The following is a 23,199-nucleotide window of genomic DNA, read 5'->3' on the forward strand; positions in this document are numbered from 1 at the left end:
TTCTCCTGAATCAGGCGGGATGAATGAACAGTGGGTTATCGACTCTGCTCGCCAGGGCAAATGTTGCACAGGCGTTCTTCTGGCGTTCGATCACCAGTGTTGCCGGGCTTTTGCTCAATTGGCTGGCCAGTGCCAGCGCTGCGCTTTCGGCAACCCCGAGGCAGCCTGTGTGCCGGAAAGCCGTTGGTGAGCGGTGAGTCAGTTGTGGTTCGTATTCTGCCATTTGCGAGGCGCTGAAGAAGATCAGCGGCACTGACAGCTTTTCAGCCAGTTCCTGCAACCCCGGCTCGTCCTGTTTGAGGTCGATGGAAGCGAGGGCGGTGATGGCGTCCACTTTCAGGTCGTGGGCTTTGAGGCTGCTTTCGATCAGTTCCAGCAGCTTCGCCGCCGTGCAGCCGCGCTGGCAACCCAGGCCTGCCACAAGGACAGGGCCGGATTGCTCGATGCCATGATCAGGCGTGGAGGTCGGCATTGTTGCGACGGAACAGCCAGGCACTGATCAGACCCAGGGCCACCCAGAACAGCGCATTGGTCAGCAGCGAAGCCAGGATGAACTGCGATTCCAGAGCTTCGGGGGCCAGGCTCTCATGCGTCAATGGCTGTGGCGCGCCAAGCAAATGCGGTAAGACCATAATGGCCGCGCCCAGCACCTTGAGCAGCCAGTTCTGGCTGAAGGCGATCAAGGCCAGACCCGCAGCCGTGGAGGCCGCAGTCCCGATCCACCAGTATTGGCGCAGGTTCAGATCGGCAGCCGCAGTACCTGGCAACTCCGGTGGCAGGCCCAGCGTCGGCGCGAGGACAAAGACCGCAAAACCGGCCAGCCCCCACAGCGCGCCCTGGGAGGTGCGGCCCGGTGCGCGCAGCGTATAGAGCGCCACCAGCATCAGGGCAAAACCCACCGCGACCACCAGATTGCCGCCGGTCGTAGAGAGAATGCGCTGCCAGCCGTCCTCCGGCTCCCAGGCTTCTTCATCGTGGCTGTGTCCTGCAACCGAACCCTCGGTGTGCTCATGTTCGTGTACGTGCTCGGCGGGCGCCTTTTCGTAGGTTTCGGCCTGAAGAATCAGGGGCGAGACCCAGAAGCTTTGCAGCAGGGTCAGCAACAGGGCCGCCAGCAGACCGCTGAAACCTGCCGTCTGAATGATTCGCTTGAACATGGCGTCGGGTCTCAATGGCAAGGGAAGGCGGCGCTGTGGCGGGTGTCGTGGGCAGCGTTGTGAACGGCGGCAATGTGCGAGAAACCGGCGAAATACACCAGGCAGGCACCAAGAATCGCTGCACCGATGGCGGCGGTCAGGCGTTGGGCCTGGGTGGAAGTGGTGGTGCTCGACTGGCTGCTGCTGATGGTGGACATGGCGCTTCCCTCTGGTTTCGTCAGGCAGGCATGCGCACAGGAACCTGCTGACGGACGTCAGAAGGCTTCAACTGCGCCCGCCCACCGCGGGTGTGTCATTGAGTCGGTATCGGGCCGGTCTCCGGGCTCGCGAGGGGTATCGACATTCAGCTTCGACGCCTTCAGGATCACCTTCCCATGCCATGGCACAGTGGCTCTGATCTTCTCTCGCTTACCGTTGCGGGGGCAGCACCGGACTGACTCAGGGGTAACTGAGCGCACCGGTTTCCCGTTTCACCCCGTGAGGGGCACCCGTAACAAGCTGTGTAGGAGAGCATGGGCGGCTGTGAACGTCAATCTGAACGATTGACCTGCCTTCGACCTCTGCGTAGCCTTGCGCACTTGAGGTTCTCGGCCTTGTGTGAAAGGTCGGGCTAAGACGGGAATGCGGTCCAAGCCGCAGCTGCCCCCGCAACTGTAAACGGTGATTTCATTGCATGGCCACTGCGCGAGCGGGAAGGCGCAATGAATGCCTGTCCTTTCGACACGCCGCCGTAAGCCAGGAGACCTGCCTCGAACCGGGCCACAGGCCCACGAATTCTCACTACAACCGGGCGGGGTGATCCGGTGGCGAATCGATCCGTGTGCAGCGCACGGTTCTCGTCCTGCTTGCCCGCCGTATTGCCAAAGGGCATCCGATGAAAACACTGGCCAAACTTCCCGTCACCATCGTTACCGGCTTCCTGGGCTCGGGCAAGACCACCCTGTTGCGGCACATGCTCGATAACGCCGAAGGGCGTCGTATAGCAGTGATCGTCAATGAATTCGGCGAACTGGGTATCGACGGCGAAATCCTCAAGCAATGCACCATCGGCTGTACCGAAGAAGAAGCCAGCGGCCGCGTCTATGAGCTGGCCAACGGCTGCCTGTGCTGCACGGTGCAGGAAGAGTTCTTCCCGGTGATGCGTGAACTGGTGGCACGTCGCGGTGATCTGGACCATATCCTTATTGAAACCTCGGGCCTGGCGCTGCCAAAACCTCTGGTCCAGGCCTTCCAGTGGCCGGAAATCCGCAATGCCTGCACCGTCGATGCGGTCATCACGGTCGTGGACAGCCCTGCGGTAGCGGCGGGCACTTTCGCCGCTTTCCCGGATCAGGTGGATGCCCAGCGCAAGCTCGATCCGAACCTGGACCACGAATCCCCGCTGCATGAGCTGTTCGCCGATCAGTTGGCCAGCGCCGATCTGGTGATTCTCAACAAGGCCGACATGATCGACGCCGAAGGTCTGGCTGCGGTACGTGCCGAAGTTGCCGAAGAGCTGCCACCGGCGGTCAAGGTCATCGAAGCCAGCAATGGCCGTCTGCCAATCAATGTACTGCTGGGCGTGGGTGCCGAGTCGGAGCTGCATATCGACGGTCGCAAGACCCACCATGACCATCACGACGATGAGGATCATGACGACCACGATCACGATGCTTTCGATTCGATTTCCATCAAGTTGCCACAGGCTGACGAAAGCCTGCTGCTCGATGCCCTGACGCAACTGGTGGTCAAGCACGGCATTCTGCGGATCAAGGGCTTTGCTGCCATCCCCGGCAAGCCGATGCGCCTGCTGATCCAGGGCGTGGGCACGCGCTTCGACAAGCATTTCGACCGCGCCTGGCGCGCCGACGAAGAGCGCATCACCAATCTGGTGCTGATCGGTCAGGAACTGGATGCCGTGGCGCTGGAAGCGCAACTCAACGCTGCGATTGCCGGCTGATCCATGCACTTGCTGAGAACCCAGCCGGGCGGTTTCGTACCCGACGACAGCATTGCCGACCTGGGGCAGACGCCGGCCGAGCTGGTGATTCTCTGCAGCGGTGATTCAAGCCTGGCTCTGCTGGCCGAAGCTGCGCAGCAACTGCCCGACGATTACCCGAGCCTGCGTCTGGCCAACCCGATGCAGGTGCAGAACCACGCCTCGGTGGATTTGTATGTCGATGAGGTGTTGCGCCATGCCAGGGTCATTCTGATTTCCCTGCATGGTGGCATCGGCTACTGGCGCTATGGTGTCGAGCGCTTGATGGAACTGGCGGCCCAAGGCGTGCAGGTGATTCTGGTGCCGGGCGATGATCGTCCCGATCCGGAACTGAGCGACCTGAGCACCGTGCCTGCCGAGGCCCGGGACCGGCTCTGGCAGTTCTTGCGTCAGGGCGGCTTGCAGAATGCTCTGGATCTTTATCGTTGCATGGCCAGCAACTGGCTGGAGCGCGATTATCCATGGGCCGAACCCCAGCCATTACCACGCACGGCCATCTATCACCCGCACAAGGCGACGGCTACGCTGCCGGACTGGCAGGCAGACTGGACACCGGGGTGTCCGGTGGTCGCGTTGCTGTTCTATCGCTCTCACTTGCAGGCGGCCAATACCGGTTTCATCGATGTGTTCTGCGAGCGCTTACAGGCCGAAGGGCTCAACCCCTTGCCGATTGCGCTGGCCAGTCTCAAGGAGCCGGGTTGTCTGAGCATGGTCGAGGACTGGCTGGATGAAGTCGAAGCCGAGCTGATCCTCAATACCACGGGCTTTGCCCAATCCAGTCCCGAAGCGCCGCATCTGCGGCCGTTTCGTCGCAATGTGCCGGTGATTCAGGCCATCTGCGCCCAGGACAACCAGCCCGCCTGGCAGGCCAGCGAGCAGGGGCTTGGAGCGCGGGATCTGGCGATGCACATTGCCTTGCCGGAACTGGACGGGCGAATCATCAGCCGGCCCATCAGCTTCAAGGACCTGGCCTGGCGCAGCGAGCGTAGCCAGTCGGATGTGGTGTGCTATCGCGCCCATCCCGAGCGTATGGACTTCGTCGCGCAACTGGCACGACGCTGGATCGAACTGGCGCGCCTGCCCAATTCCAGCAAACGGGTGGCGCTGATCCTGGCCAACTACCCGACCCGCGATGGCCGGATCGGCAACGGGGTAGGGCTCGACACACCTGCGGCGGCGCTGAATATCCTGCGCGCCATGCAGGATGAGGGGTATCCGCTGGCGCAACTGCCCGAAAGCGGCACTGCGCTGATTCAGCAATTGCTGGGCGGCGTCACCAACGATCTGGACAGTATCGATCTGCGCCCTTGCCAACAAAGCATGGCGCTGGACGAGTACCTCGATGCCTTCAATGACTTGCCTCAGGCCAGTCGCGATGCCGTGAATAGCCGCTGGGGCGCGCCGCAGAACGACCCGATGTTCCGCAGCGGGCGGATGATGATTGCCGGTATCCGCTTTGGCCTGACCTTTGTCGGCATCCAGCCAGCCCGCGGCTATCAGGTGGACCCCAGTGCGGTCTACCACGACCCTGATCTGGTGCCGCCTCACGGTTATCTCGCGTTCTACTTCTGGCTGCGCAAGGCCTATGGTGCCCATGCGCTGCTGCATGTGGGCAAACATGGCAATCTGGAATGGCTGCCGGGCAAGGGCGTCGGTCTGTCTCAAGACTGCTGGCCCGATGCAGTGCTGGGCGCAATGCCCAATATCTACCCCTTTATCGTCAACGATCCGGGCGAGGGTGCCCAGGCCAAGCGTCGCACCCAGGCGGTTATCATCGACCATCTGATGCCGCCTCTGACCCGCGCCGAAACCTACGGTCCGCTGCGCAATCTGGAACTGCTGGCCGACGAGTATTACGAAGCGCAACTGCTTGACCCGCGCCGGGCGCAGGAACTGCAGCGTGACATTCTCAGACTGGTGCGCGAAACCCGTATCGACCGCGAACTGGCGCTGGACGACTCCATCGGCAGCGACGCCGATGCCGCCATCTGGCTGCCGCGTCTGGACACCTACCTGTGTGACTTGAAGGAGTCGCAGATCCGCGATGGCCTGCATGTCTTCGGCCAATCCCCCCAAGGCCGTCTGCGCATCGACACGCTGCTGGCACTGCTGCGCATTCCCCGTGGCGATGGGCGTGGCGCGCAGTCGAGTCTGTTGCGTGTGTTGGCCAAGGCTCTGGCGCTGGATTTCGACCCGCTGGATTGCGAACTGGCCGAACCCTGGAACGGTCCGCGGCCGTCTGCCTTGCTGGCAGTGAGTGACGATCCGTGGCGCACTACCGGCGATACCCGAGAGCGGCTTGAGCTGTATGCCGCGATTCTGATCGAGCGAGTCGTTGCAGAGGAGGCGATCGACGAGCTGCCGGATCATCCCGAGCTGACACTGGTTCTGGAGAGCCTTCGCGATGTGGTCGCCCCGCGCCTGGATGCCTGCGGCCGCGGAGAAATGCGCGGCCTGCTGGATGCCCTGGATGGCCGTTTCGTGCCTGCCGGGCCGAGCGGTGCACCGAGTCGCGGGCGGCTGGACGTGCTTCCCACTGGCCGCAACTTCTTTACCGTCGATGTGCGCAACCTGCCGACCACTACGGCCTGGCGCATCGGCTTCCAGTCGGCCAACCTGTTGCTGGAACGCCATCTTCAGGATCATGGGGATCACCTGCGCCAGCTCGGCCTGTCAGTCTGGGGCACGGCCACCATGCGCACCGGTGGCGACGATATTGCCCAGGCCATGGCCCTGATGGGCGTGCGTCCGGTCTGGGCGACCGGGAGTCAGCGGGTCGATGATTTCGAGATTCTGCCGCTGAGCCTGCTGGATCGCCCCCGTGTCGACGTGACCTTGCGGGTGTCCGGGTTCTTCCGTGACGCCTTTGCCAACCTGATCCGCCTGTTCGATGCTGCGGTGCAGGCCGTGGCAGCGCTGGATGAGCCGGATGATCTGAACCCCCTGGCCGCCCGTGTTCGTGAAGAACGCCGCAGCTTTCAGGAAGCCGGTCTGAGCGAAGACGAAGCGGCGCGTCAGGCGGGCTGGCGCATCTTCGGAGCCAAACCCGGTGCTTATGGCGCGGGTGTGCAGGGAGCGATTGACGGTCGCCTGTGGCAGAGCCGTGACGATCTGGCCGAGGTCTATCTGAACTGGGGCGGCTATGCCTATGGTGCCGCCGATGAAGGCACTCCGGCCCGCCAGCAGTTCGCGCACCGGCTGACGCAGGTTCAGGCCGTGTTGCAGAACCAGGACAATCGCGAGCATGACCTGCTCGATTCCAACGACTATTACCAGTTTCAGGGAGGCATGCTGGCGGCCGTCGAAAGCCTGATCGGGCAGAAGACTGCCAGCTACCATGGTGACAACAGCCAGCCGGATTTGCCCCGAATCCGTACCCTCAAGGAAGAACTGAACCGGGTGATTCGCAGTCGGGCGGCGAATCCGAAGTGGATCGAAGGCGTCAAGCGTCATGGTTATAAAGGCGCATTCGAGATGGCTGCGACCATGGACTTCCTGTTCGCGTTCGATGCCACCACTGAACTGATCGATGACCATCAGTATGCATTGCTGACCGATGCGTACCTGCTTGACCCGTCGACCCGCGACTTCATCCGCGAGCACAACCCCGATGCCTTGCGCGACATGACCGAGCGTATGCTCGAAGCCCAGCAGCGTGGGCTCTGGCAGGAGCCGGGGGACTATCGCGAAGCGCTGGAAGACCTGTTGCTGGATATAGAAGAGAGCTGATGACCTTGTCTGACCCAAGCATGACCGATACCCCACATTTTCCTCTGGCGGCTGTGGTGGGCGCCGATGATCTGAAACTGGCGCTGTGCCTGACGGCCATCGACCCGAAAATCGGTGGTGTGCTCATCGAAGGGCCGCGCGGCATGGCCAAGTCGACCCTGGCCCGTGGTCTGGCGGATTTGCTGGCCAGTGGTCAGTTTGTCACCTTGCCGCTGGGGGCTACCGAAGAACGGCTGGTCGGCACCCTGGATCTGGATGCGGCGCTGTCCGAAGGGCGTGCCCGGTTTTCTCCCGGTGTTCTGGCCAAGGCGGACGGTGGCGTGCTGTATGTGGATGAAGTCAACCTGCTGGCCGACCATCTGGTGGACCTGCTGCTGGATGTCGCTGCCAGTGGCACCAACCTGGTGGAGCGCGATGGCATTTCCCACCGCCATGCGGCGCGATTCGTGCTGATTGGCACCATGAACCCGGAAGAGGGCGAATTGCGCCCGCAACTGCTGGACCGTTTCGGCTTGAATGTGGCCTTGAGCGGACAGACGTTGCCGACCGAGCGCAGCCAGATCATCCGTCGTCGCCTGGATTTCGATGCCGACCCTCAAGCCTTTTGTCTGGCGTGGCAAGGTCGGCAGCAGGCCTTGAAGCAGCGTTGCGAGCAGGCCCGTGCGCTGTTGCCCGCCATCGAGCTTGATGACCGTTCGCTGGGGCTTGTGACCGAGCGCTGCTTTGCGGCGGGCGTCGATGGCATGCGTGCCGATCTGGTCTGGCTGCGTGCTGCGCGGGCTCATGCCGCATGGCGTGGCGTCGGGATGATCGAGGAGCAGGATATCGATGCGGTGGCCGAGTTTGCCTTGAGGCATCGTCGACGCGATCCTGCGCCATCGACCCAGAACCCCGAACCGCCACAGGCCAGACCACAGGAACCTCAGCCGCAGAGCGGGCAGGGCAACTGGGGTGAGCTGCCTGCCAGGCCTGTACCCACCGGTGCGCGCCGCGAAGTGCCGAGCTGGCCAAAAAAGCCCTAGGCATCCGCCCTCGTTCGGCAAAGGGGGCGGATGCCAGTCCCCGTCCTGGCCGGCTGACTTCCGGGCGTCATGGTGCAGCGCGCTCTGGTCTCGACGGTGCGATTGCCTGGTTGCCGACACTGTTGCGCGGTCGTCCGCAAAACCGCCATGACCTGGTACGCCAGCCTCGCAGCAGCCGGCCGAGCGAGTTATTGCTGGTGATTGTCGATGCCTCGGCCTCGACACATCGTCATCAGGCATTGAGTCAGGCCAAGGGCGTGCTGGCTCAGGTCTTCGACGATGCCTATCGCCGTCGCGCCAGACTGGCGCTGCTGACTGCCAGCGGCAAGGCTCCCCAGTGGAAGCATCAAGGCCTCAAGGCTTCGGCGGCATTACGGCCCTGGCTGGATGCTCTGGGTGCAGGCGGAGGAACACCGCTTTTCGCGGCTATCGAGCAGGCAAGGGAATGGTTGAAAATGCGTCACCGGCGTTATCCCGCCGAACATGTGCGCCTGCTGATCCTCACCGATGGCCGGGTCAGGGATATGCCGCAATGTGCAGGGTTCGACTGCGAGAGTCTGCTGATCGATATCGAGAAGGGACCGATCCGGTTGGGCCGGGCGCGGGAACTGGCAGGAAGGCTGGGTGCCGATTATCGGCATATCGAAGAGCTTCGCGAATGAATTCTTTCCTGAAGTGGAAGCGAATTCATTCGCGATAAAGAGTTACTCCATCAAGCCGGCATGGTCCACGGCTGGAGGCTGTAGCCTTCATTGCTGATTTCTTCGCGAGCCTCTTTCAGAGCGCTGGCAAGTTGCACAGGGTCGGAGTAAGTGCTGCTCGGGATCTGTTTACGACCGATCAGTGCGCAGGTGCGATCGATCACTGTAAGGCTCAGTTCGCCGCTTCCGGCCTGGGCTGCCCAGGCAACACACTGGAAAGGTGCAAAGGCGTTTCCAGCGATCAGAAGTGCATCGTTGAAGCGCAGTGGGGCGTTCATTTTCAATTCCTCAAAATGCCCATATCAGTCCAGTCACGTCGGCGGGCTTTACCGTTCGGCTGGTTACCTGTGTTGATGCCGAACAGGGTGGGATGAGTCACACCGCTTGCCGGATATTTTCAATTTTTTTACATCCATGGCGTATTCGGCTTGATCTGAGGCAACTTTTACGGTGTTCGGTTCAATGACCGGCAGAATTTCCTGGCCGCCAAAACGTTACAACCTGTTTAATTACTTTTCGTTATGAGCGATATATTTAAACGGTACAAGGGGGTGTCAAATATTTGCTAACGTAACATTCGGGCTCGTCAACTTACTGTTTATAAAAAGATTTTAACAACTCAAATCCAAGTCGGGCGCCAAGGAAACCTAATATGCATGAAGCGGCCCAAACACGACGTTTGTTGATTGTTGATCCCAGTGACGATTGTCATCAGTTGATCCCTGTCCTGCAGACTGCCGGATGGGCTGTGGACAGCAATACACTGGAAGCAGCGCTTAACCAGCGTTGCGATGTCGGTCTGATTCGTCTCATGCCTGAGCATTTCGAGCATCCCGAAATGGTCAAGGAGCTGATTACCCGCAGCAATACACAATGGATCGCCGTGCTTGCGCCCAATGATCTGCGGCGCGAAAAGATCGGCGATTTTGTCTGCGAGTGGTTTTTCGATTTCCATACCTTGCCTTTCGATGTGGCCCGCATGCAGGTCACGCTCGGACGGGCTTATGGCATGGCGCGCCTGCGTGCCCAGGGCTCGAACCAGGTGTCGAGCGGCGATCACGAGATGCTGGGCGAGAGCCGCCCCATAAGGGAATTGCGTCGGCTGCTGGGCAAGCTGGCGCCTACCGAGTCGCCGGTATTGATCCGTGGTGAGCGGGGTACAGGCAAGGAACTGGTGGCGCGTACCCTGCACATGCAGTCGCAACGCAGAAACAAGCCCTTCGTTGCTGTCAATTGCGGGGCCATTGCCGAACATCTGTTGCACACCGAGCTGTTCGGCTATGAAAAAGGCGCATTCAATGGTGCCCTCGAGCGCAAGATCGGTCGTATCGAGGCGGCCAATGGCGGAACGCTGTTTCTGGACGATATCGGTGATCTGCCACTGGAAATCCAGGCACATCTGTTGCGTCTGTTGCAGGATCGGCATATCGAGCGTTTCGGGGGTAACGAGCCGGTTCCCGTGGATGTCCGGGTGCTGGCTGCGACCCATGTGGACCTTGAAACGGCGATTCGCAAGAAGCGTTTTCGAGAAGATCTTTACTACCGCCTCAATGTCCTGCAGGTCGGCACGGCACCGTTGCGCGAGCGGCATGGCGATCTGGCCATGCTGGCCAACCACTTTGCGCATTTCTACAGCCAGGAAACCGGCAGGCGGGCACGCAACTTCAGTCAGGACGCGCTGATCGCCATGGGCAAGCATGACTGGCCCGGTAATGTGCGCGAACTGGCCAACCGGGTACGGCGCGGGCTGGTGCTGGCCGAAGGGCGGCAGATCGAAGCGGCGGATCTTGGGCTGCTCGGTGAAGAGGACATTGCCAGCAGCATGGGGACGCTGGATGACTACAAGTCACGGGCCGAGCGTCAGGCGTTGTGCGATGTGTTGACTCGCCACAGTGACAACCTCAGCGTTGCGGCCAAGGTTCTAGGTATTTCGCGGCCGACTTTCTATCGTCTGCTGCACAAGCATCAAATCCGCTGAGTCAGTCAGTAGCTGCGTGACGGCCTTCAGTGCCTGCTCGCGGCGTGCCTCCCAGTTACCTCCGATAACCTGATAGTTCTGTTCGTGGCGCTCCAGCCATTGCCGACTGTCCTCGAAAAATGCCTGACGCTCGCTCAGTTGCGGCTGGCAGCGCTGTCCATCACTGATCCAGTCGACGCCTTCGGGAGAAAGCAGTAGATGCAGGTCATAGTGCCTGCTGAGCAATTGCTGCTCGATCCACTGCGGGCAATCCCCGAACAAGGTCTTGCTCCAGAGCATATTGCTCAGCAGATGGGTGTCGAGAATCAGCAGTGGCGGGGCGGTAGCGTGGGCGGCGTCCTCCCGGGCCAGTTGGCCCCGGGCAATATCGGGAATATCGCTGTAGACCGTGTCGCGACCTTTCTCCTCGATGAAATGACGCACGTATTCACCCACCAGCAAACCGCCGAAACGCTTGTGGATTTCGCCGGACAACCAGCTTTTGCCGCTGGATTCGGGACCTGCCAGAACCAGGACTTTCATCGCGCCAGCGCCAGATCGTTGCGCCATTCACGCCAGCCCTGCACAGCCAGCAGGGTAAAGAGCCCATATAGCGCAGCGGTCAGGTACAACCCTTTGTAGATGAACAGGCCAACGAAGATGACATCCAGAACGATCCACAAGGGCCAGCACTGGAGCCGCTTTTGTGCCATCCACACCTGAGCCACAAGGCTGAAACCGGTCAGCGCTGCATCGAGCCAGGGCTGTGCAGCATCGGTCAAGTGAGCCATGAAAGCGCCGAGCACCAGGCTGATCAGCGCGCCGATTGCCAGACCGCCCAGGACCGGAACGCCGGGCAGAACCGTGACCGCACGCACTGGCAGGCCATTGCCGTGGCGGGTCCATTGCAGCCAGCCATACACCTGCAGGCCGGCGTAGATCACTTGCAGCAGCATGTCCGAATAAAGCTTTACGTCAAAGAAGATCCAGATATAGATCACCACCATCACCAGACCGATTGGCCAGCACCAGGGGTTCTGCTTCACTGTAAGCCAGACTGCTATCACGCCGAGGGCGGCAGCGAAGAGTTCAAGTCCGGACATGGCGGCTCCCGAGAGTGGTCGATGAGATGAGTGGGCGCGCGATTGTAAGCGCTTATCTGCAAGACCGGGAGTCTCATCGACAAGTCGCGTGAGGCTTTACCTGCGCAGGTCTGCTAGCATCTCGGCGCTTTTACGCATCCTCTTCAAGAATTGTTCAGGTTCGGATGCTCATAGTTACAACCTTTTTGCAAAACAACACTAATGAGCGAGCCGCAGGCAGCGCTTTATGGGGGAATGATGGAGCTTTGGACCGCCGTTCAGGCGTTGATATTGGGTATTGTCGAGGGGCTGACGGAGTTTCTGCCGATTTCCAGTACGGGACATCAGATCATCGTCGCCGACTTGATAGGCTTCGGCGGCGAACGGGCCATGGCGTTCAATATCATCATCCAGTTGGGTGCCATTCTGGCCGTGGTCTGGGAGTTTCGGCGCAAGATCATCGATGTGGTCGTGGGCCTGCCCAAACAGCAGCAGGCGCAGCGTTTCACTATCAACCTGCTGATCGCTTTCCTGCCCGCCGTGGTGCTGGGGGTGATTTTTGCCGACCTGATTCACCACTACCTGTTCAACCCCATCACGGTCGCGACCGCTCTGGTGATCGGTGGCGTGATCATGCTCTGGGCCGAGCGTCGCCAGCATGTGGTACGTGCCGAGACCGTCGATGACATGACCTGGCGCGATGCCTTGAAAGTGGGTTGCGCGCAGTGTCTGGCAATGATTCCGGGGACTTCACGCTCGGGTTCGACCATTATCGGCGGTCTGCTGTTCGGCCTCTCTCGCAAGGCGGCGACCGAGTTCTCGTTCTTCCTGGCCATGCCGACCATGGTCGGTGCCGCCGTGTATTCGGGCTACAAGTACCGGGAGCTGTTCCGTCCCGACGACTTTGCGGTGTTCGCGGTAGGTTTCGTCGTCTCGTTCATTTTCGCCATGATCGCCGTGCGTGGTCTGCTCAAGTTCATCGCGACCCACAGCTATGCCGTGTTCGCCTGGTATCGCATCGCCTTTGGCCTGTTGATCCTCGCGACCTGGCAGTTTGGCTGGATCGACTGGGCAGCCGCCAAGGCATGACCCTGCCACGGCAGCGTTCTTCGACTCAGAGACCGAACCGGGGCAGCGCTCCGGTTCAGCACTTGAATCTCAAGGTCTGCATCCTTGCGCTGCTGTGCGTGATGCCTGCCTATGGCGCGGGCCTGTCCTGGTTCAAGACCGGCATGCCCATTGTGCTTGCGGCTTATGTACTCGTCAGCCTGCTGGCGTTTGTGCTTTACCGGCATGACAAGCGTCAGGCCGGCAATGGCGGCTGGCGTACTCCCGAGAACGTTCTGCACATGGCCGAGCTGTTCGGCGGTTGGCCCGGCGCTTTGCTGGGCCAACAGGTTTTCCGGCACAAGACGCGCAAGGTGTCTTTCCAGCTGGTGTTCTGGCTGATCGTGCTGGGGCATCAGTTGTTCTGGATCGATCAGCTGTTTCTCGACAGCGGCTGGTTCAAACCCTGGCTTTCACAGTTTGAGCGCTACCTGCAGGCGCTTCGGTAGCCTGCCGACCACCAGTTGATGGGAGCGGGTCAGCAAGTCCTTGATCTCTTCGTCGCTCATGGTCTTCGGCTGCTGGACACTGATCCAGTGGGCTCGTGCCAGATAAGGAGCCGGACGAATTCCCGGGCGATCCACATAGCCCAGAAACAGATCCGGATTGACCTTGAACGACAGGCCCTGGCCTGCAAGGTCCATCACCGCGAACATCTTCTTCTCGGCAATGGAAAACACGCGTACGCCACCCCATTTGTAGTCTTCACGGGCTCCGGGCAGGCTCAGGCAGAAGCGGGCGATCTCTTCGGTTTGCATGGTTTGGGCAGGCCTCCATTTCTAAATTGTTCGATAGTCGCACGAATAATCCCCGAGCGGATTGTTTGCCCATGCGCCTGTGTCTACTGTGCATCTTTTGTCTTGTCAGGAGCCTGGAATGTCTGCCGTGCAATTCGCTGAAGGTGAGCTCAATTATCTGCTGGAAGGCCCGGCCGATGCGCCGGTGCTGGTGCTGTCCAATTCTCTTGGCACCGATCTGCATATGTGGGATGCGCAGATTCCGGCATTCACCCGGCATTTTCGCGTATTGCGCTATGACACTCGCGGCCATGGTCGTTCGCTGGTCAGCGAAGGTCCTTACAGTATCGAGCGCAATGGGCGTGATGTGCTGGCATTGCTGGATGCGCTGGACATCGACAAGGTGTCTTTCTGCGGTCTGTCCATGGGCGGGCTGATCGGGCAATGGCTGGCGATCAATGCGCCCGAGCGTCTTGAGCGCGTGGTGTTGTGCAACACCGCATCGAAGATCGGTACGCCTGAGGTGTGGAACCCGCGTATCGAGACCGTGCTGCGCGATGGCAAGGACGCCATGGTCGCGCTGCGCGATGCGTCCATTGCTCGCTGGTTCACGCCTGAGTTCGCGGTGGCCGAACCTGCCAGGGTCGAGCCCATCGTCGGCATGCTGGCGCAGACTTCGCCTCAGGGCTATGCCGCCAACTGTGCCGCTGTGCGCGATGCCGATTTCCGTGATCGGATTGCTTCCATCGATCTGCCTGTTCTGGTGGTGTGCGGCACTCAGGATGCCGTGACCACGCCGGCAGACGGGCGCTTCATGATCGAGCGTATTCAGGGCGCGCAGATGATCGAACTGCACGCGGCGCATCTGTCGAATGTCGAGGCGGGGGAGTCGTTCACCCGGCCGGTGCTGGCATTTCTGACTGGCGAATGACCCGCGCTGTTCCGCCCGGCGGAGCGCTGCCATAATCGCCTGTCAGTAATGCGAGGGTGGCCCGGTGTTTGATCTCAATGATCTGTTCTATTTCGTTCAGGTGGTCGAATGCCAGGGCTTTGCGGCGGCCAGTCGCAAGCTCGGTATTCCCAAATCCAAGCTCAGTCGCCGGCTGGCCGGGCTTGAAGAGCGACTGGGGGTCAGGCTGATTCAGCGTTCCACACGCAAGTTTGCCGTCACCGAAAGCGGTCGCGATTACTACGGCCACTGTGTCGCGATGATGGTCGAGGCCGAGGTTGCCGAAGAAACCATCGCCCGCTCCAGGGCCGAGCCTCAGGGGCGAGTGAGTATCAGTTGCCCGCCGGGTCTGGCAGCCATGGGCGTCAGTGAAACCATTGCCCGCTTCATGGTCGCCCATCCCAAGGTTCAGGTGCATGTGGAAAGCTCCAATCGACGTGTCGATCCATTGACCGAAAACATCGATATCGCCTTGCGCGTGCGCTTTCCGCCTCTGGAGGATGACGGGTTGGTGGTCAAGATTCTCGGGCACAGTGCCCAGCGGCTGGTTGCACATCCTGAGCTGGCCAGCCAGTTGTCCGCCACGCCCACTTTTGAAGAACTGTCGGCAATGCCCAGCCTCGATCTTCCGTCATCGACTCACGACCATCGCTGGGTGCTGAGCACCGGGGCTGGCGAATATACCGAGGTACGGCACACGCCCAAACTGGTCTGTTCCGATCTGACGACCATTCGCCAGGCTGCATTGCATGGAGTAGGTGTCGCGCAACTCCCCGAGGTTCTTGTCAGAAAGGCTTTGCAGGATGGCCGATTGGTAGAACTGTTCGCCGAATCCCCACCCAAGTGCGGCATCGTGCATGCCGTATTCGCCTCGCGCCGTGGCTTGCTGCCGGCAGTCAGAGGGCTGCTGGATGCGCTGGATGAAGACTTCAAGGTATTCCAGGCCGATATGGGAAATAGCCGCTGTTCTGAATATGGAACGAAGTATCATGTTTTTGCCGACTAATCGCTGATTGGGATTGTGGATAGGATTCTCGCCACTGATCGCCCGGTGGCGATTCTCAATTCAGGAAGTCCGTTATGAAAGTTCTGCACATCGATTCCAGCATTCTTGGCGACCATTCCGCTTCACGTCAGCTCAGCCGCAGTGTTGTCCAGGCTTATCAGGCCACCCATGTCGATAGCCAAGTGATTTATCGCGATCTGGCCAGCGATGCCCTGAGCCATTTCTCGGCTGCCACTCTCGCTGCCGCAGGCACTCCGGCTGAAGGACGGGATGCCGCTCAACAGCAGGAAGTCGATGTAAACGAGGCGATCTTGCAGGAGTTTCTGGACGCTGACGTGGTGATCGTGGGCGCACCGATGTACAACTTCACCATTCCCAGCCAGCTCAAGGCCTGGATCGACCGGATCACCGTTGCCGGTCGTACTTTCCGCTACAGCGAAGCAGGCCCGGAAGGTCTGTGCGGCGGCAAGAAAGTCATTATCGTTTCCACCTCCGGTGGTTTGCATGCCGGCCAGCCGACGGGCGCCGGTCATGAAGAGCTGCTCAAGGCCCTGTTCGCCTTTATCGGTGTAACCGATCTGCAATTCGTACGCGCCCATGGCCTGGCTTATGGCGAAGAGCCTCGTGCCAATGCCATGAGTGCCGCACAGCAACACATTGAGCAGAACCTGTTTGCGGCGGCCTGATCGCCACGAATTCTGCTTCTGAACCCGCCAGCCCGGCGCATTGATCTGCGTCGGGCTGGCGGTTTTTTTGCTGTGTATACGCTGCAATCCGAAACCTTGACAGCTTCCTTACAGGTACGCGGGCCTGTCCGGCAGTAAAATGGCCCCAGCCGGAACATAGACGTCCGATAAATAGTCTGGCCCGGCTTATGCACTATTTCTCGTTCAGAGACTCTCATTAGCTGTGAGAGCCGGGGTGCCGGGGCATGAGGCCCGATACAGGCGCAGAAATGGATTGTTCGGGACTACAAAGGATGAGTCTTCAAATGATACGTCTTTGTGCAGCGATGCTGGTTTTTCTGCTCAATGGCCTGATTTCAGTGCAAGTGCAGGCTGATGAGCAATGGAGCGCAGGCTTTCATGAGCTGAGCTTTCCCGACCCTCTGGATTCGCAGTTGATGCAGGCTTTTGCCTTCTACCCCTCTACGCAGGAGGAGCAGGTGAGCGTGCTGCAGGGTTACCGGGTCGAAGCCGGCGAAGATGCACCGATTGCCATGGGGCGCTTCCCCTTGCTGCTGTTGTCCCACGGCAACACAGGCAATCCGCTGGCCCTGCACGATCTGGCGACCTCTCTTGCCCGTCAGGGCTTTGTGGTGGTGGCCGTGATGCATCCTGGCGATAACTATCGCGATCACAGCCGTCTGGGCAGCCTGAGCAACCTTTATGGTCGCCCGCTGCAGATTTCCGAAGCCATCAGCGCAGCCTTGCTCGACCCCATGCTGTCGCCTTATCTCAATGCCCGTCAGGTCGGTGTGATCGGTTATTCGGCCGGTGGCGAAACCGCATTGATCCTGGCCGGTGCCCAGCCCGACCTCAAGCGCCTGCGCCAGTATTGCCTGGAGCGGCCCGACGATCGCGATGCCTGCAAGACTCAGGGCGAACTGGTGGCTGACCGGGATGACCTGCATGCCCAGGCCGACCCGCGTGTAGGGGCGTTGATGCTCATGGCACCCTTGAGCCTGATGTTCGGCCGCCACACCCTGAGCGAGGTGCATGTGCCGGTGCTGATGTACGCCGGGGATGACGACCAGTTGCTGCCTATCGACAAGAATGCCGAGGCTCTGGCGCGCAAACTGCCGCAGGTATCGGATTACAAGTTGCTGGCAGGAGCAGGGCACTTCGTGTTCATGGCCCCGTGCAGCGATGAGCAGCGCGCAACCATGCCAGTGCTGTGCACTGATCGCGAAGGCGTCGACCGCGAAGACATCCATCGCACCCTGAGTGCCGAAGCGGTACGTTTCTTCAGCACTACGCTGGGCTCATCCGCTGCGGATCGCTCCGGCATGCAGACGGCCAATCATCAGTTGCCCGACTCGCTGCTGCCTTCGGCCAGCGACCTCAGGTAATCGCCAAAACCGCCGCATGCCCGTGGATCGAGTCGGGTGCTGGTGGTGACTCTTGGTCTGCAACTCCAGGCGATGCGGGCACCGCTGAGTTCCAGCTGGCGGACAAGATGAACATCCTCGTGACAGGCCAGCAAGGGAAAACCTCCGGCCCGCAAATAGGCAGCAGCACTCACCCCCAGATTGGCACCATGAATGTGCCGATGCCCGTCGCGATGTTGATAGTGCTGTTCAAACAGCGTCTGCACTGAGGCTGACAGGCCGTTGTCCTGTATGGGAATGGTGATGGTTCCACAGACGGCATCGGCATCCAGTGCCAGTTGTTCCACCAGCCAGTCGGCTGCCACGTTGCTGTCGCCGTCGGTGTTGGCCAGCCAGCGGGCACCTTGCTCCAGGAGGTAGCCTGCGCCTGCCGCGCGTGCCTGTCCGACATTGCGTGCGGTCACATCAAGTGTGCTGACACCGTACTCCAGGGCGATATCGGCCGAGTGATCGGTACAGCTGTCCAGCACCACGAGTATCGTGACCTGCTCGCCATTCAGGCCCGGGTGCCTGCTGGCCTGGAGCAGGCTTTCAAGGCAGGCTCCGAGCAGTTTTTCTTCGTTGTGCACCGGGATCAGAATACCTATCAACGGAGATTTTCCCGAGTGGCTACTGAGGTTCGATCGTGACTCCAGAGGTCCAGCAAAAAGTCATCTTCGTGATGACTGAACAAGTGGTGCATCTCCAGGCGTTCGTCCAGCATCTGATGAACCTGCTCGGCATTCAGGGGGCATTCTTCGATGTCCGGTCGCCAGTGGCAGGCCAGTAACTGCCCACCGGACTTGAGGGAGGCCAGTGCACAATCGATCCAGCGCTGCAGGTCCTGGAGATCCAGGTAATAGCCCAGTTCGCTGAATACGATCAGGTCGAACTGTCCCTCTGGCCATTGTTGCGGAAGCTGGGCATGCAGCACGCTGGCGTGCTTGAACGGTGCAAGGCGTTCACGGGCAAGATCCACGGCCAGGATAGAAGTGTCGCAACACAGTAAATGCTCGCAACGCTCGGCCAGGCCGGCGCTCAGTTCGCCATTGGCGCAACCGGGTTCGAAAATCGCGGTATATCGTTCGCGGGGCAGGGCGGCCAGGGTCAGGGCGCGTTTGCGGCGCTCGTACCAGCGTTGCCGGAAGGCCCATGGATCGTTGTTGTCGCGGAAAATTTCATCGAAATACTGCTCCGTGACACTCATATGAAAACCACCTCGAAGGGTTGCAACAATCGTTCAAGAATCCCGGCAGGCAGTATCGGCGCAAGGCCGATGTCTGGATCGCCCTGCAACTGGCTGGCAAAGGCATGAGCCGCATGGCGCTTGCGGGCAATGGTCATGGGGTCAAGCAAGACCTTGCGGGCACGCTCCCAGGGCAGGCGGTCATCTTCAGGGCTTGCCCAGTGCCAGGCCCAGACCGGGACTTCATTGAGTCTGGCACCAACCTTGGTACAGGCCCGTGCACAGGCACGCCCGACCGCTTCATGATCGGGATGACCATCTTCGGCCCAGGTGGTGAACACCACATCGGTGGGCAGCAGATAGCGTTCGATGAACGCTGCCAGTTTTTCCTCCTGAGCGGCGACGGCACTGTCCGGGAAGCCGCCACGAATCCATTGCAGGCGATGCAGGGGCAGGTCCAGACGACGCAAGGCTTCGGCGCTTTCCTGAGGGCGGATCACGCTCAGGCGTTCGGCGGGCCAGAGTTGCGAGCCGGGATGGCTGGCGCTGCCGTCGGTGACCGACAGCAGTTTCAGGTTGCGTTCCAGTTGTGCCAGCTGACACATCAGGCCGCCGCAGCCGAGGATTTCATCATCCGGGTGAGGTGCGACAATGACCGCCCGTGAGTGGGGAGGAACCAGCAGATCGGCGCTGATGACGGGGGCGGCGGCCAGTTTCTGTGAGGCATTCCAGGCTTTGAGGCTGGTGCCGCGACCGGCAATCAGTTTTTTCTTCATGGTTACCAGGCGGCACCCCAAGGGCTATTCGATACCTTGCCTGCCAGTTGCCCCAGCACCGCCAGATCTTTCTCGGCATGGCTCTGGCGCAGAAAGACCGGCAGGTCGGCAATCAGGCGGGCGAAATGGGCGTCCTTGCAGTAAGGGGTTGCCCCCAGCGCACGCCCTACATGGTGGATGACCTGTTCGGCGGTGTTTTCGACATGGGCACGACAGCGTCGAGCCAGTTGTTCGGCATCATCGGCAGGAGCCCGGTCCAGACTGGCAGCCGCAGCTCCCAGAAGCTGGCCGGCGCTGTACAAGGCCACATCCACTGCGCCCAGATGGGCGAGGGTATGGGGTTCTTCCTTGACGGCCTGTGCCAGAAGCCGTTGCGCCAGTGCTCTCGAAGCGCCATACCAGCAAGCCGCAATACCGATGCCGCCATGCCAGAAGCCGGGACGCGACAGGTACGCACCGGGCGTGCCGACTAGCGAACCGGTGGCCTGTTCGAATTGAACCTCGATACTGCCGGTTGCTCCCATGCCGACGGCTCGCCATCCGCCGGACGCGATATGTATACCGGGTTGATCGAGGGCCACGGCCACCAGTTGCTGACGATTTTCTTCATCCCAGGCGGTGATCAGCGCGTGGCTCAGGACCGCCGCCCCCGAACACCAGGCCTTGCGCCCGTTGAGTCGCAGCGAGTCGGCCTTGCCGCTGATGTTGACCCTGGCATTGGGCGGCTCTGCAGCCCACATGCCCCAGGTCGTACCGGGATCGGGCGGCTCGGCACCCAGTTCCTGCATGATCGCCAGGGCGTCGGTATGGCCCTCATAGAATTTGCACAGCCCCAGATCATGAGCCGCCACACACGCCAGCGCATGCCAGCGCTCCAGGGTCTTGCCGCTGGCGGGCATCGGCAGGCGATCGAGTCCTTCGTTCACCAATGCCCGCAGGCACTCGCCCAGCGCCTGCGGATCGGCATAGCCGTGCCTGCGCCAGTCGAGAAACTCCTTGAGTGCCTGGGTCATGACTGATCTTCACGCTGCAGCTCGAACAGCAGCAGTGAGCGGGGTGTCACTGTGTAGCGAGAACCGAAGTCAAATTTCTCCTTGCTGCGCACATCTTCCTGACTGGTATCGATCAGGCAGGTGAAGTGCGTGCCTTCGGGCACCTGCGGGAAGGTGAAATCCACACCTTCATGATGAGCATTGACCATCAGCAGCAGGGTGGCATCGGCTCCCGGACGGCGAATACCGGTTTCCTGAGCACGACCGTCCATCAGCATGCCGAGGCAGCGGGCGTGGCTGTCGTGCCATTGCTCGACGCTCATTTCATTGCCGTCCGGTGCCAGCCAGGTGACATCCTTGACGCCGATCTCCTCGTTGTAGTCGCCTACCAGGAAGCGGCTGCGGCGCAGGATCGGGTAGCTCTGGCGCAGCTTGATCACGCGTTTGACGAATTTGAGCAGCGCCTTGCCATCGGAATCCAAGTCCCAGTTGACCCAGCCGATCTCGCTGTCCTGGCAATAGGCATTGTTATTGCCGTGCTGGGTGCGGGCGAACTCGTCGCCGGCCACCATCATCGGTGTGCCCTGGGCCAGCAGCAGGGTGGCGAAGAAATTGCGCATCTGGCGCAGGCGCAACTGGTTGATTTCAACATTGTCCGTCGGGCCTTCGACACCATGGTTCCAGGACAGGTTGTTATTGCTGCCGTCCTGATTGTTCTCGTCGTTGGCTTCGTTGTGCTTGTCGTTGTAGGACACCAGGTCATGCAGGGTGAAGCCGTCGTGGGCGGTGATGAAGTTCACCGACGCCTGAGGGCGACGTCCGCGCTGATTGAACATGTTGCCCGAGGCAGTCATGCGTCCGGCAAAGTCGGCTAGCTGATTGTCATCGCCTTTCCAGAAGGCACGCACGGTGTCGCGGAACTTGTCGTTCCACTCCATCCAGCCCGGCGGGAAACCACCCACCTGATAACCGCCGGGGCCGCAGTCCCAGGGTTCGGCGATTAGTTTTACCTGGCGCAGGACCGGGTCCTGGCGACAGGCGACCAGGAAGCTGTGCCGCTCATCGAAACCGTCGTGGTAGCGGCCCAGAATGGTTGCCAGGTCGAAACGGAAGCCATCGACATGCATCTCCGAAGCCCAGTAGCGCAGGGAGTCGGTGACCATCTGCAGTACGCAAGGGTGGCTCAGGTCCAGGGTGTTGCCGGTGCCCGAGTCGTTGATGTAGAAGCGCTTGTCGTCCGGCATCAGCCGGTAATACGAGGCGTTGTCGATGCCGCGCATGGACAGGGTCGGCCCAAGCTCGTTGCCTTCCGCGGTGTGGTTGTAGACCACATCGAGAATGACCTCCAGCCCGGCATGGTGCATGTGGGCGATCATTTCCTTGAACTCGGCGATCTTGCCGTGTGCCAGGTAGCGCGGGTCCGGGGCGAAGAATGCGATGCTGTTGTAGCCCCAGTAATTGGTCATGCCTTTTTGCAGCAGGTGCTGGTCATTGACGAAGGCATGCACCGGAAGGAGTTCGACGGCAGTCACTCCCAGCTTGCGCACGTGATCGATGACTTCCTCGACCATCAGCCCGGAAAAGGTGCCGCGCAGTTCTTCCGGTACGGCAGGGTGGCGCATGGTGAAACCGCGCACGTGGGTCTCATAGATAATGGTCTTGTCCCAGGGCGTACCGACTCGCTGGTCCCGGCCCCAGGTGTAGGCCGGGTCGATGACTTTGCTCTTGGGCACGAAGGGCGCGCTGTCACGTTCATCGAAGCTCAGGTCGCCATCCGGGTGGCCGATGGTGTAGCCGAACAAGGCTTCCGACCATTTCAGCTGGCCGACCAGTTGTTTGGCATAGGGGTCGATGAGCAACTTGTTATGGTTGAAACGATGACCGTTCTTCGGGTCGTACGGGCCGTAGACCCTGTACCCGTAGATCAGGCCGGGATGGGCGTCGGGAAGGTAGCCGTGAAAGATTTCATCGGTGTATTCCGGCAGCTCGATACGCTCCAGTTCAATCTCGCCGCTGGGGTCGAACAGACACAGTTCGACCTTGGTCGCGTTGGCGGAGAACAACGCAAAGTTGACTCCCAGGCCGTCCCAGCTGGCGCCGAGGGGGAAGGGCAGACCTTCACGAATGCGTGAGGTCGAGCTGGCCGGTGTTTCGTGAGTCGTCGAAGTATCGCTTTTCACGGTTCTGGACTTTGTATTCATGATTCCTTCCTGACTCGATGATGACTTTCCGGGCAGCCGAAAACGCTATCGAAACCTGACAGCTTCAATACTGCTGAAGAGAGATGCCGGGGTTGCCGCAGGTCACGTCCTGATCGACGCGACATCTGCGGCAGTGGGCAGGTACTGGACCTGCTGTGGTGTTTCAGGTTGTCGGTGGCTTGCGTGGCTTTTTCGCCGCAGGCTTGGGCGGCTGTTCTGCCTGGGTAGGGGTGGATTTGGGTTTGGCAGCGGGCTTTGGCTTGGGCGCTGCTGCCGGTTTGGCTGCCGGGGCTGCCTTGGGGGCCGGTTTGGAAGGCGCAGTCTTTGGTGTGGCTGCATCTACCTTTGGCAGTTTGGGCTTGTTGGCCTTGCTGGCACTGGTTTTATCCGGCGCCAGTGCTTCGGCTTCAGCCAGTTTGCGGGCCATTTCCCAATGGCGGTGCTCATGCCCAACAGGCTTCCCTTCCGATTCCCATATCTGATATGCAAATTCGCGGATTCTTTTTTCGTCGGCACTCATCTCGACACTC

General features: G+C 60.6%; 24 protein-coding genes and 2 riboswitches. Of the genes, 11 read left to right on the plus strand and 13 right to left on the minus strand.

Features of this window, described 5'->3' with window-relative positions:
- Positions 1 to 10 precede the first annotated feature (10 nt).
- From JSY17_RS01385 to JSY17_RS01395, 3 genes are read right to left on the minus strand one after another with little or no spacing between them, the layout of a single operon-like run.
- A complete protein-coding gene (locus JSY17_RS01385; protein ID WP_206401163.1) occupies positions 11 to 472 on the minus strand; it encodes a cobalamin biosynthesis protein in 462 nt (153 codons plus the stop codon).
- Positions 453 to 1,157, minus strand: a complete 705-nt coding sequence (locus tag JSY17_RS01390; protein WP_206401165.1) for a CbtA family protein — start codon at positions 1,155 to 1,157, stop codon at positions 453 to 455. The genes JSY17_RS01385 and JSY17_RS01390 overlap by 20 nt, the downstream gene beginning before the upstream one ends.
- A gap of 11 nt (positions 1,158 to 1,168) precedes the next feature.
- Positions 1,169 to 1,354: a CbtB domain-containing protein gene (locus JSY17_RS01395; protein WP_117180893.1), complete on the minus strand. Its 186-nt coding sequence runs from the start codon at positions 1,352 to 1,354 to the stop codon at positions 1,169 to 1,171.
- 95 nt (positions 1,355 to 1,449) lie between these two features.
- A riboswitch (cobalamin riboswitch) is annotated at positions 1,450 to 1,664 on the minus strand.
- Positions 1,665 to 1,721: 57 nt separating this feature from the next.
- Positions 1,722 to 1,923: riboswitch (cobalamin riboswitch) on the plus strand.
- 108 nt (positions 1,924 to 2,031) lie between these two features.
- On the opposite strand from JSY17_RS01395, the gene cobW reads away from it, so the two are divergent.
- From cobW to JSY17_RS01415, 4 genes are read left to right on the plus strand one after another with little or no spacing between them, the layout of a single operon-like run.
- Positions 2,032 to 3,096, plus strand: coding sequence for a cobalamin biosynthesis protein CobW (cobW, locus tag JSY17_RS01400; protein WP_232849223.1), 1,065 nt, complete (start codon positions 2,032 to 2,034; stop codon positions 3,094 to 3,096).
- 3 nt (positions 3,097 to 3,099) lie between these two features.
- Positions 3,100 to 6,864, plus strand: a complete 3,765-nt coding sequence (cobN, locus tag JSY17_RS01405) for a cobaltochelatase subunit CobN (protein WP_206401167.1) — start codon at positions 3,100 to 3,102, stop codon at positions 6,862 to 6,864.
- Positions 6,864 to 7,886, plus strand: a complete 1,023-nt coding sequence (locus JSY17_RS01410) for an ATP-binding protein (RefSeq protein WP_206401170.1) — start codon at positions 6,864 to 6,866, stop codon at positions 7,884 to 7,886. The genes cobN and JSY17_RS01410 overlap by 1 nt, the downstream gene beginning before the upstream one ends.
- A 53-nt stretch (positions 7,887 to 7,939) precedes the next feature.
- Entirely contained in the window at positions 7,940 to 8,548 is a 609-nt protein-coding gene (locus tag JSY17_RS01415; protein ID WP_206401402.1) for a vWA domain-containing protein, read from the plus strand.
- A gap of 50 nt (positions 8,549 to 8,598) precedes the next feature.
- On the opposite strand, the gene JSY17_RS01420 is transcribed toward JSY17_RS01415, so the two are convergent.
- On the minus strand, positions 8,599 to 8,865 hold the full coding sequence (locus JSY17_RS01420) for a hypothetical protein (protein WP_117165174.1): 267 nt from the start codon (positions 8,863 to 8,865) through the stop codon (positions 8,599 to 8,601).
- 374 nt (positions 8,866 to 9,239) lie between these two features.
- On the opposite strand from JSY17_RS01420, the gene JSY17_RS01425 reads away from it, so the two are divergent.
- On the plus strand, positions 9,240 to 10,565 hold the full coding sequence (locus JSY17_RS01425; protein WP_117165173.1) for a sigma-54 dependent transcriptional regulator: 1,326 nt from the start codon (positions 9,240 to 9,242) through the stop codon (positions 10,563 to 10,565).
- Here JSY17_RS01425 and JSY17_RS01430 read toward each other — a convergent pair.
- Positions 10,509 to 11,087 carry an AAA family ATPase gene (locus tag JSY17_RS01430; protein WP_200980265.1) on the minus strand — a complete coding sequence of 193 codons (579 nt, stop codon included), beginning with the start codon at positions 11,085 to 11,087 and terminating at the stop codon, positions 10,509 to 10,511. The genes JSY17_RS01425 and JSY17_RS01430 overlap by 57 nt on opposite strands.
- Entirely contained in the window at positions 11,084 to 11,647 is a 564-nt protein-coding gene (gene pnuC, locus JSY17_RS01435; RefSeq protein WP_117165171.1) for a nicotinamide riboside transporter PnuC, read from the minus strand. The genes JSY17_RS01430 and pnuC overlap by 4 nt, the downstream gene beginning before the upstream one ends.
- Positions 11,648 to 11,884: 237 nt before the next feature.
- On the opposite strand from pnuC, the gene JSY17_RS01440 reads away from it, so the two are divergent.
- Together JSY17_RS01440 and JSY17_RS01445 are read left to right on the plus strand one after the other, a co-directional pair.
- Positions 11,885 to 12,715 carry an undecaprenyl-diphosphate phosphatase gene (locus JSY17_RS01440; protein ID WP_117165193.1) on the plus strand — a complete coding sequence of 277 codons (831 nt, stop codon included), beginning with the start codon at positions 11,885 to 11,887 and terminating at the stop codon, positions 12,713 to 12,715.
- Positions 12,716 to 12,717: 2 nt separating this feature from the next.
- Positions 12,718 to 13,182, plus strand: coding sequence for a DUF1294 domain-containing protein (locus JSY17_RS01445; RefSeq protein WP_408636079.1), 465 nt, complete (start codon positions 12,718 to 12,720; stop codon positions 13,180 to 13,182).
- Here the strand turns inward: JSY17_RS01445 and JSY17_RS01450 are convergent.
- Positions 13,147 to 13,491 (minus strand): MmcQ/YjbR family DNA-binding protein, encoded by a 345-nt coding sequence (locus JSY17_RS01450; protein WP_117180886.1) that lies wholly within the window; start codon positions 13,489 to 13,491, stop codon positions 13,147 to 13,149. The two genes, JSY17_RS01445 and JSY17_RS01450, sit on opposite strands and share 36 nt — an antisense overlap.
- A 118-nt stretch (positions 13,492 to 13,609) precedes the next feature.
- Here JSY17_RS01450 and pcaD point away from each other — a divergent pair, with 118 nt between their 5' ends.
- The 4 genes from pcaD (at position 13,610) to JSY17_RS01470 (ending at position 17,496) form a co-directional block, all read left to right on the plus strand.
- Positions 13,610 to 14,401 carry a 3-oxoadipate enol-lactonase gene (pcaD, locus tag JSY17_RS01455; RefSeq protein WP_206401171.1) on the plus strand — a complete coding sequence of 264 codons (792 nt, stop codon included), beginning with the start codon at positions 13,610 to 13,612 and terminating at the stop codon, positions 14,399 to 14,401.
- 64 nt (positions 14,402 to 14,465) lie between these two features.
- Entirely contained in the window at positions 14,466 to 15,425 is a 960-nt protein-coding gene (locus JSY17_RS01460) for a LysR substrate-binding domain-containing protein (protein ID WP_206401172.1), read from the plus strand.
- A gap of 74 nt (positions 15,426 to 15,499) precedes the next feature.
- Positions 15,500 to 16,111: an FMN-dependent NADH-azoreductase gene (locus JSY17_RS01465; protein WP_206401174.1), complete on the plus strand. Its 612-nt coding sequence runs from the start codon at positions 15,500 to 15,502 to the stop codon at positions 16,109 to 16,111.
- A 305-nt stretch (positions 16,112 to 16,416) separates the two neighbouring features.
- A complete protein-coding gene (locus JSY17_RS01470) occupies positions 16,417 to 17,496 on the plus strand; it encodes an alpha/beta hydrolase family protein (protein ID WP_117180882.1) in 1,080 nt (359 codons plus the stop codon).
- Here the strand turns inward: JSY17_RS01470 and JSY17_RS01475 are convergent.
- From JSY17_RS01475 to JSY17_RS01500, 6 genes are all read right to left on the minus strand, one after another.
- Positions 17,451 to 18,125 (minus strand): glycosyltransferase, encoded by a 675-nt coding sequence (locus tag JSY17_RS01475; protein WP_200980229.1) that lies wholly within the window; start codon positions 18,123 to 18,125, stop codon positions 17,451 to 17,453. The genes JSY17_RS01470 and JSY17_RS01475 overlap by 46 nt on opposite strands.
- Positions 18,122 to 18,721: an SAM-dependent methyltransferase gene (locus JSY17_RS01480; RefSeq protein ID WP_206401175.1), complete on the minus strand. Its 600-nt coding sequence runs from the start codon at positions 18,719 to 18,721 to the stop codon at positions 18,122 to 18,124. Before JSY17_RS01480 ends, JSY17_RS01475 begins: the two co-directional genes overlap by 4 nt.
- Positions 18,718 to 19,476: a PIG-L deacetylase family protein gene (locus JSY17_RS01485; RefSeq protein WP_117180879.1), complete on the minus strand. Its 759-nt coding sequence runs from the start codon at positions 19,474 to 19,476 to the stop codon at positions 18,718 to 18,720. The genes JSY17_RS01480 and JSY17_RS01485 overlap by 4 nt, the downstream gene beginning before the upstream one ends.
- Before the next feature lie 2 nt (positions 19,477 to 19,478).
- On the minus strand, positions 19,479 to 20,489 hold the full coding sequence (locus JSY17_RS01490) for an acyl-CoA dehydrogenase family protein (RefSeq protein ID WP_206401179.1): 1,011 nt from the start codon (positions 20,487 to 20,489) through the stop codon (positions 19,479 to 19,481).
- Positions 20,486 to 22,669 (minus strand): glycogen debranching protein GlgX, encoded by a 2,184-nt coding sequence (glgX, locus tag JSY17_RS01495; protein WP_117180877.1) that lies wholly within the window; start codon positions 22,667 to 22,669, stop codon positions 20,486 to 20,488. Before glgX ends, JSY17_RS01490 begins: the two co-directional genes overlap by 4 nt.
- A gap of 163 nt (positions 22,670 to 22,832) precedes the next feature.
- Positions 22,833 to 23,189, minus strand: a complete 357-nt coding sequence (locus JSY17_RS01500; protein ID WP_117187123.1) for a DUF2934 domain-containing protein — start codon at positions 23,187 to 23,189, stop codon at positions 22,833 to 22,835.
- Positions 23,190 to 23,199 lie beyond the last annotated feature (10 nt).

It is taken from the genome of Pseudomonas capsici (assembly GCF_017165765.1).
Taxonomy (GTDB): domain Bacteria; phylum Pseudomonadota; class Gammaproteobacteria; order Pseudomonadales; family Pseudomonadaceae; genus Aquipseudomonas; species Aquipseudomonas capsici.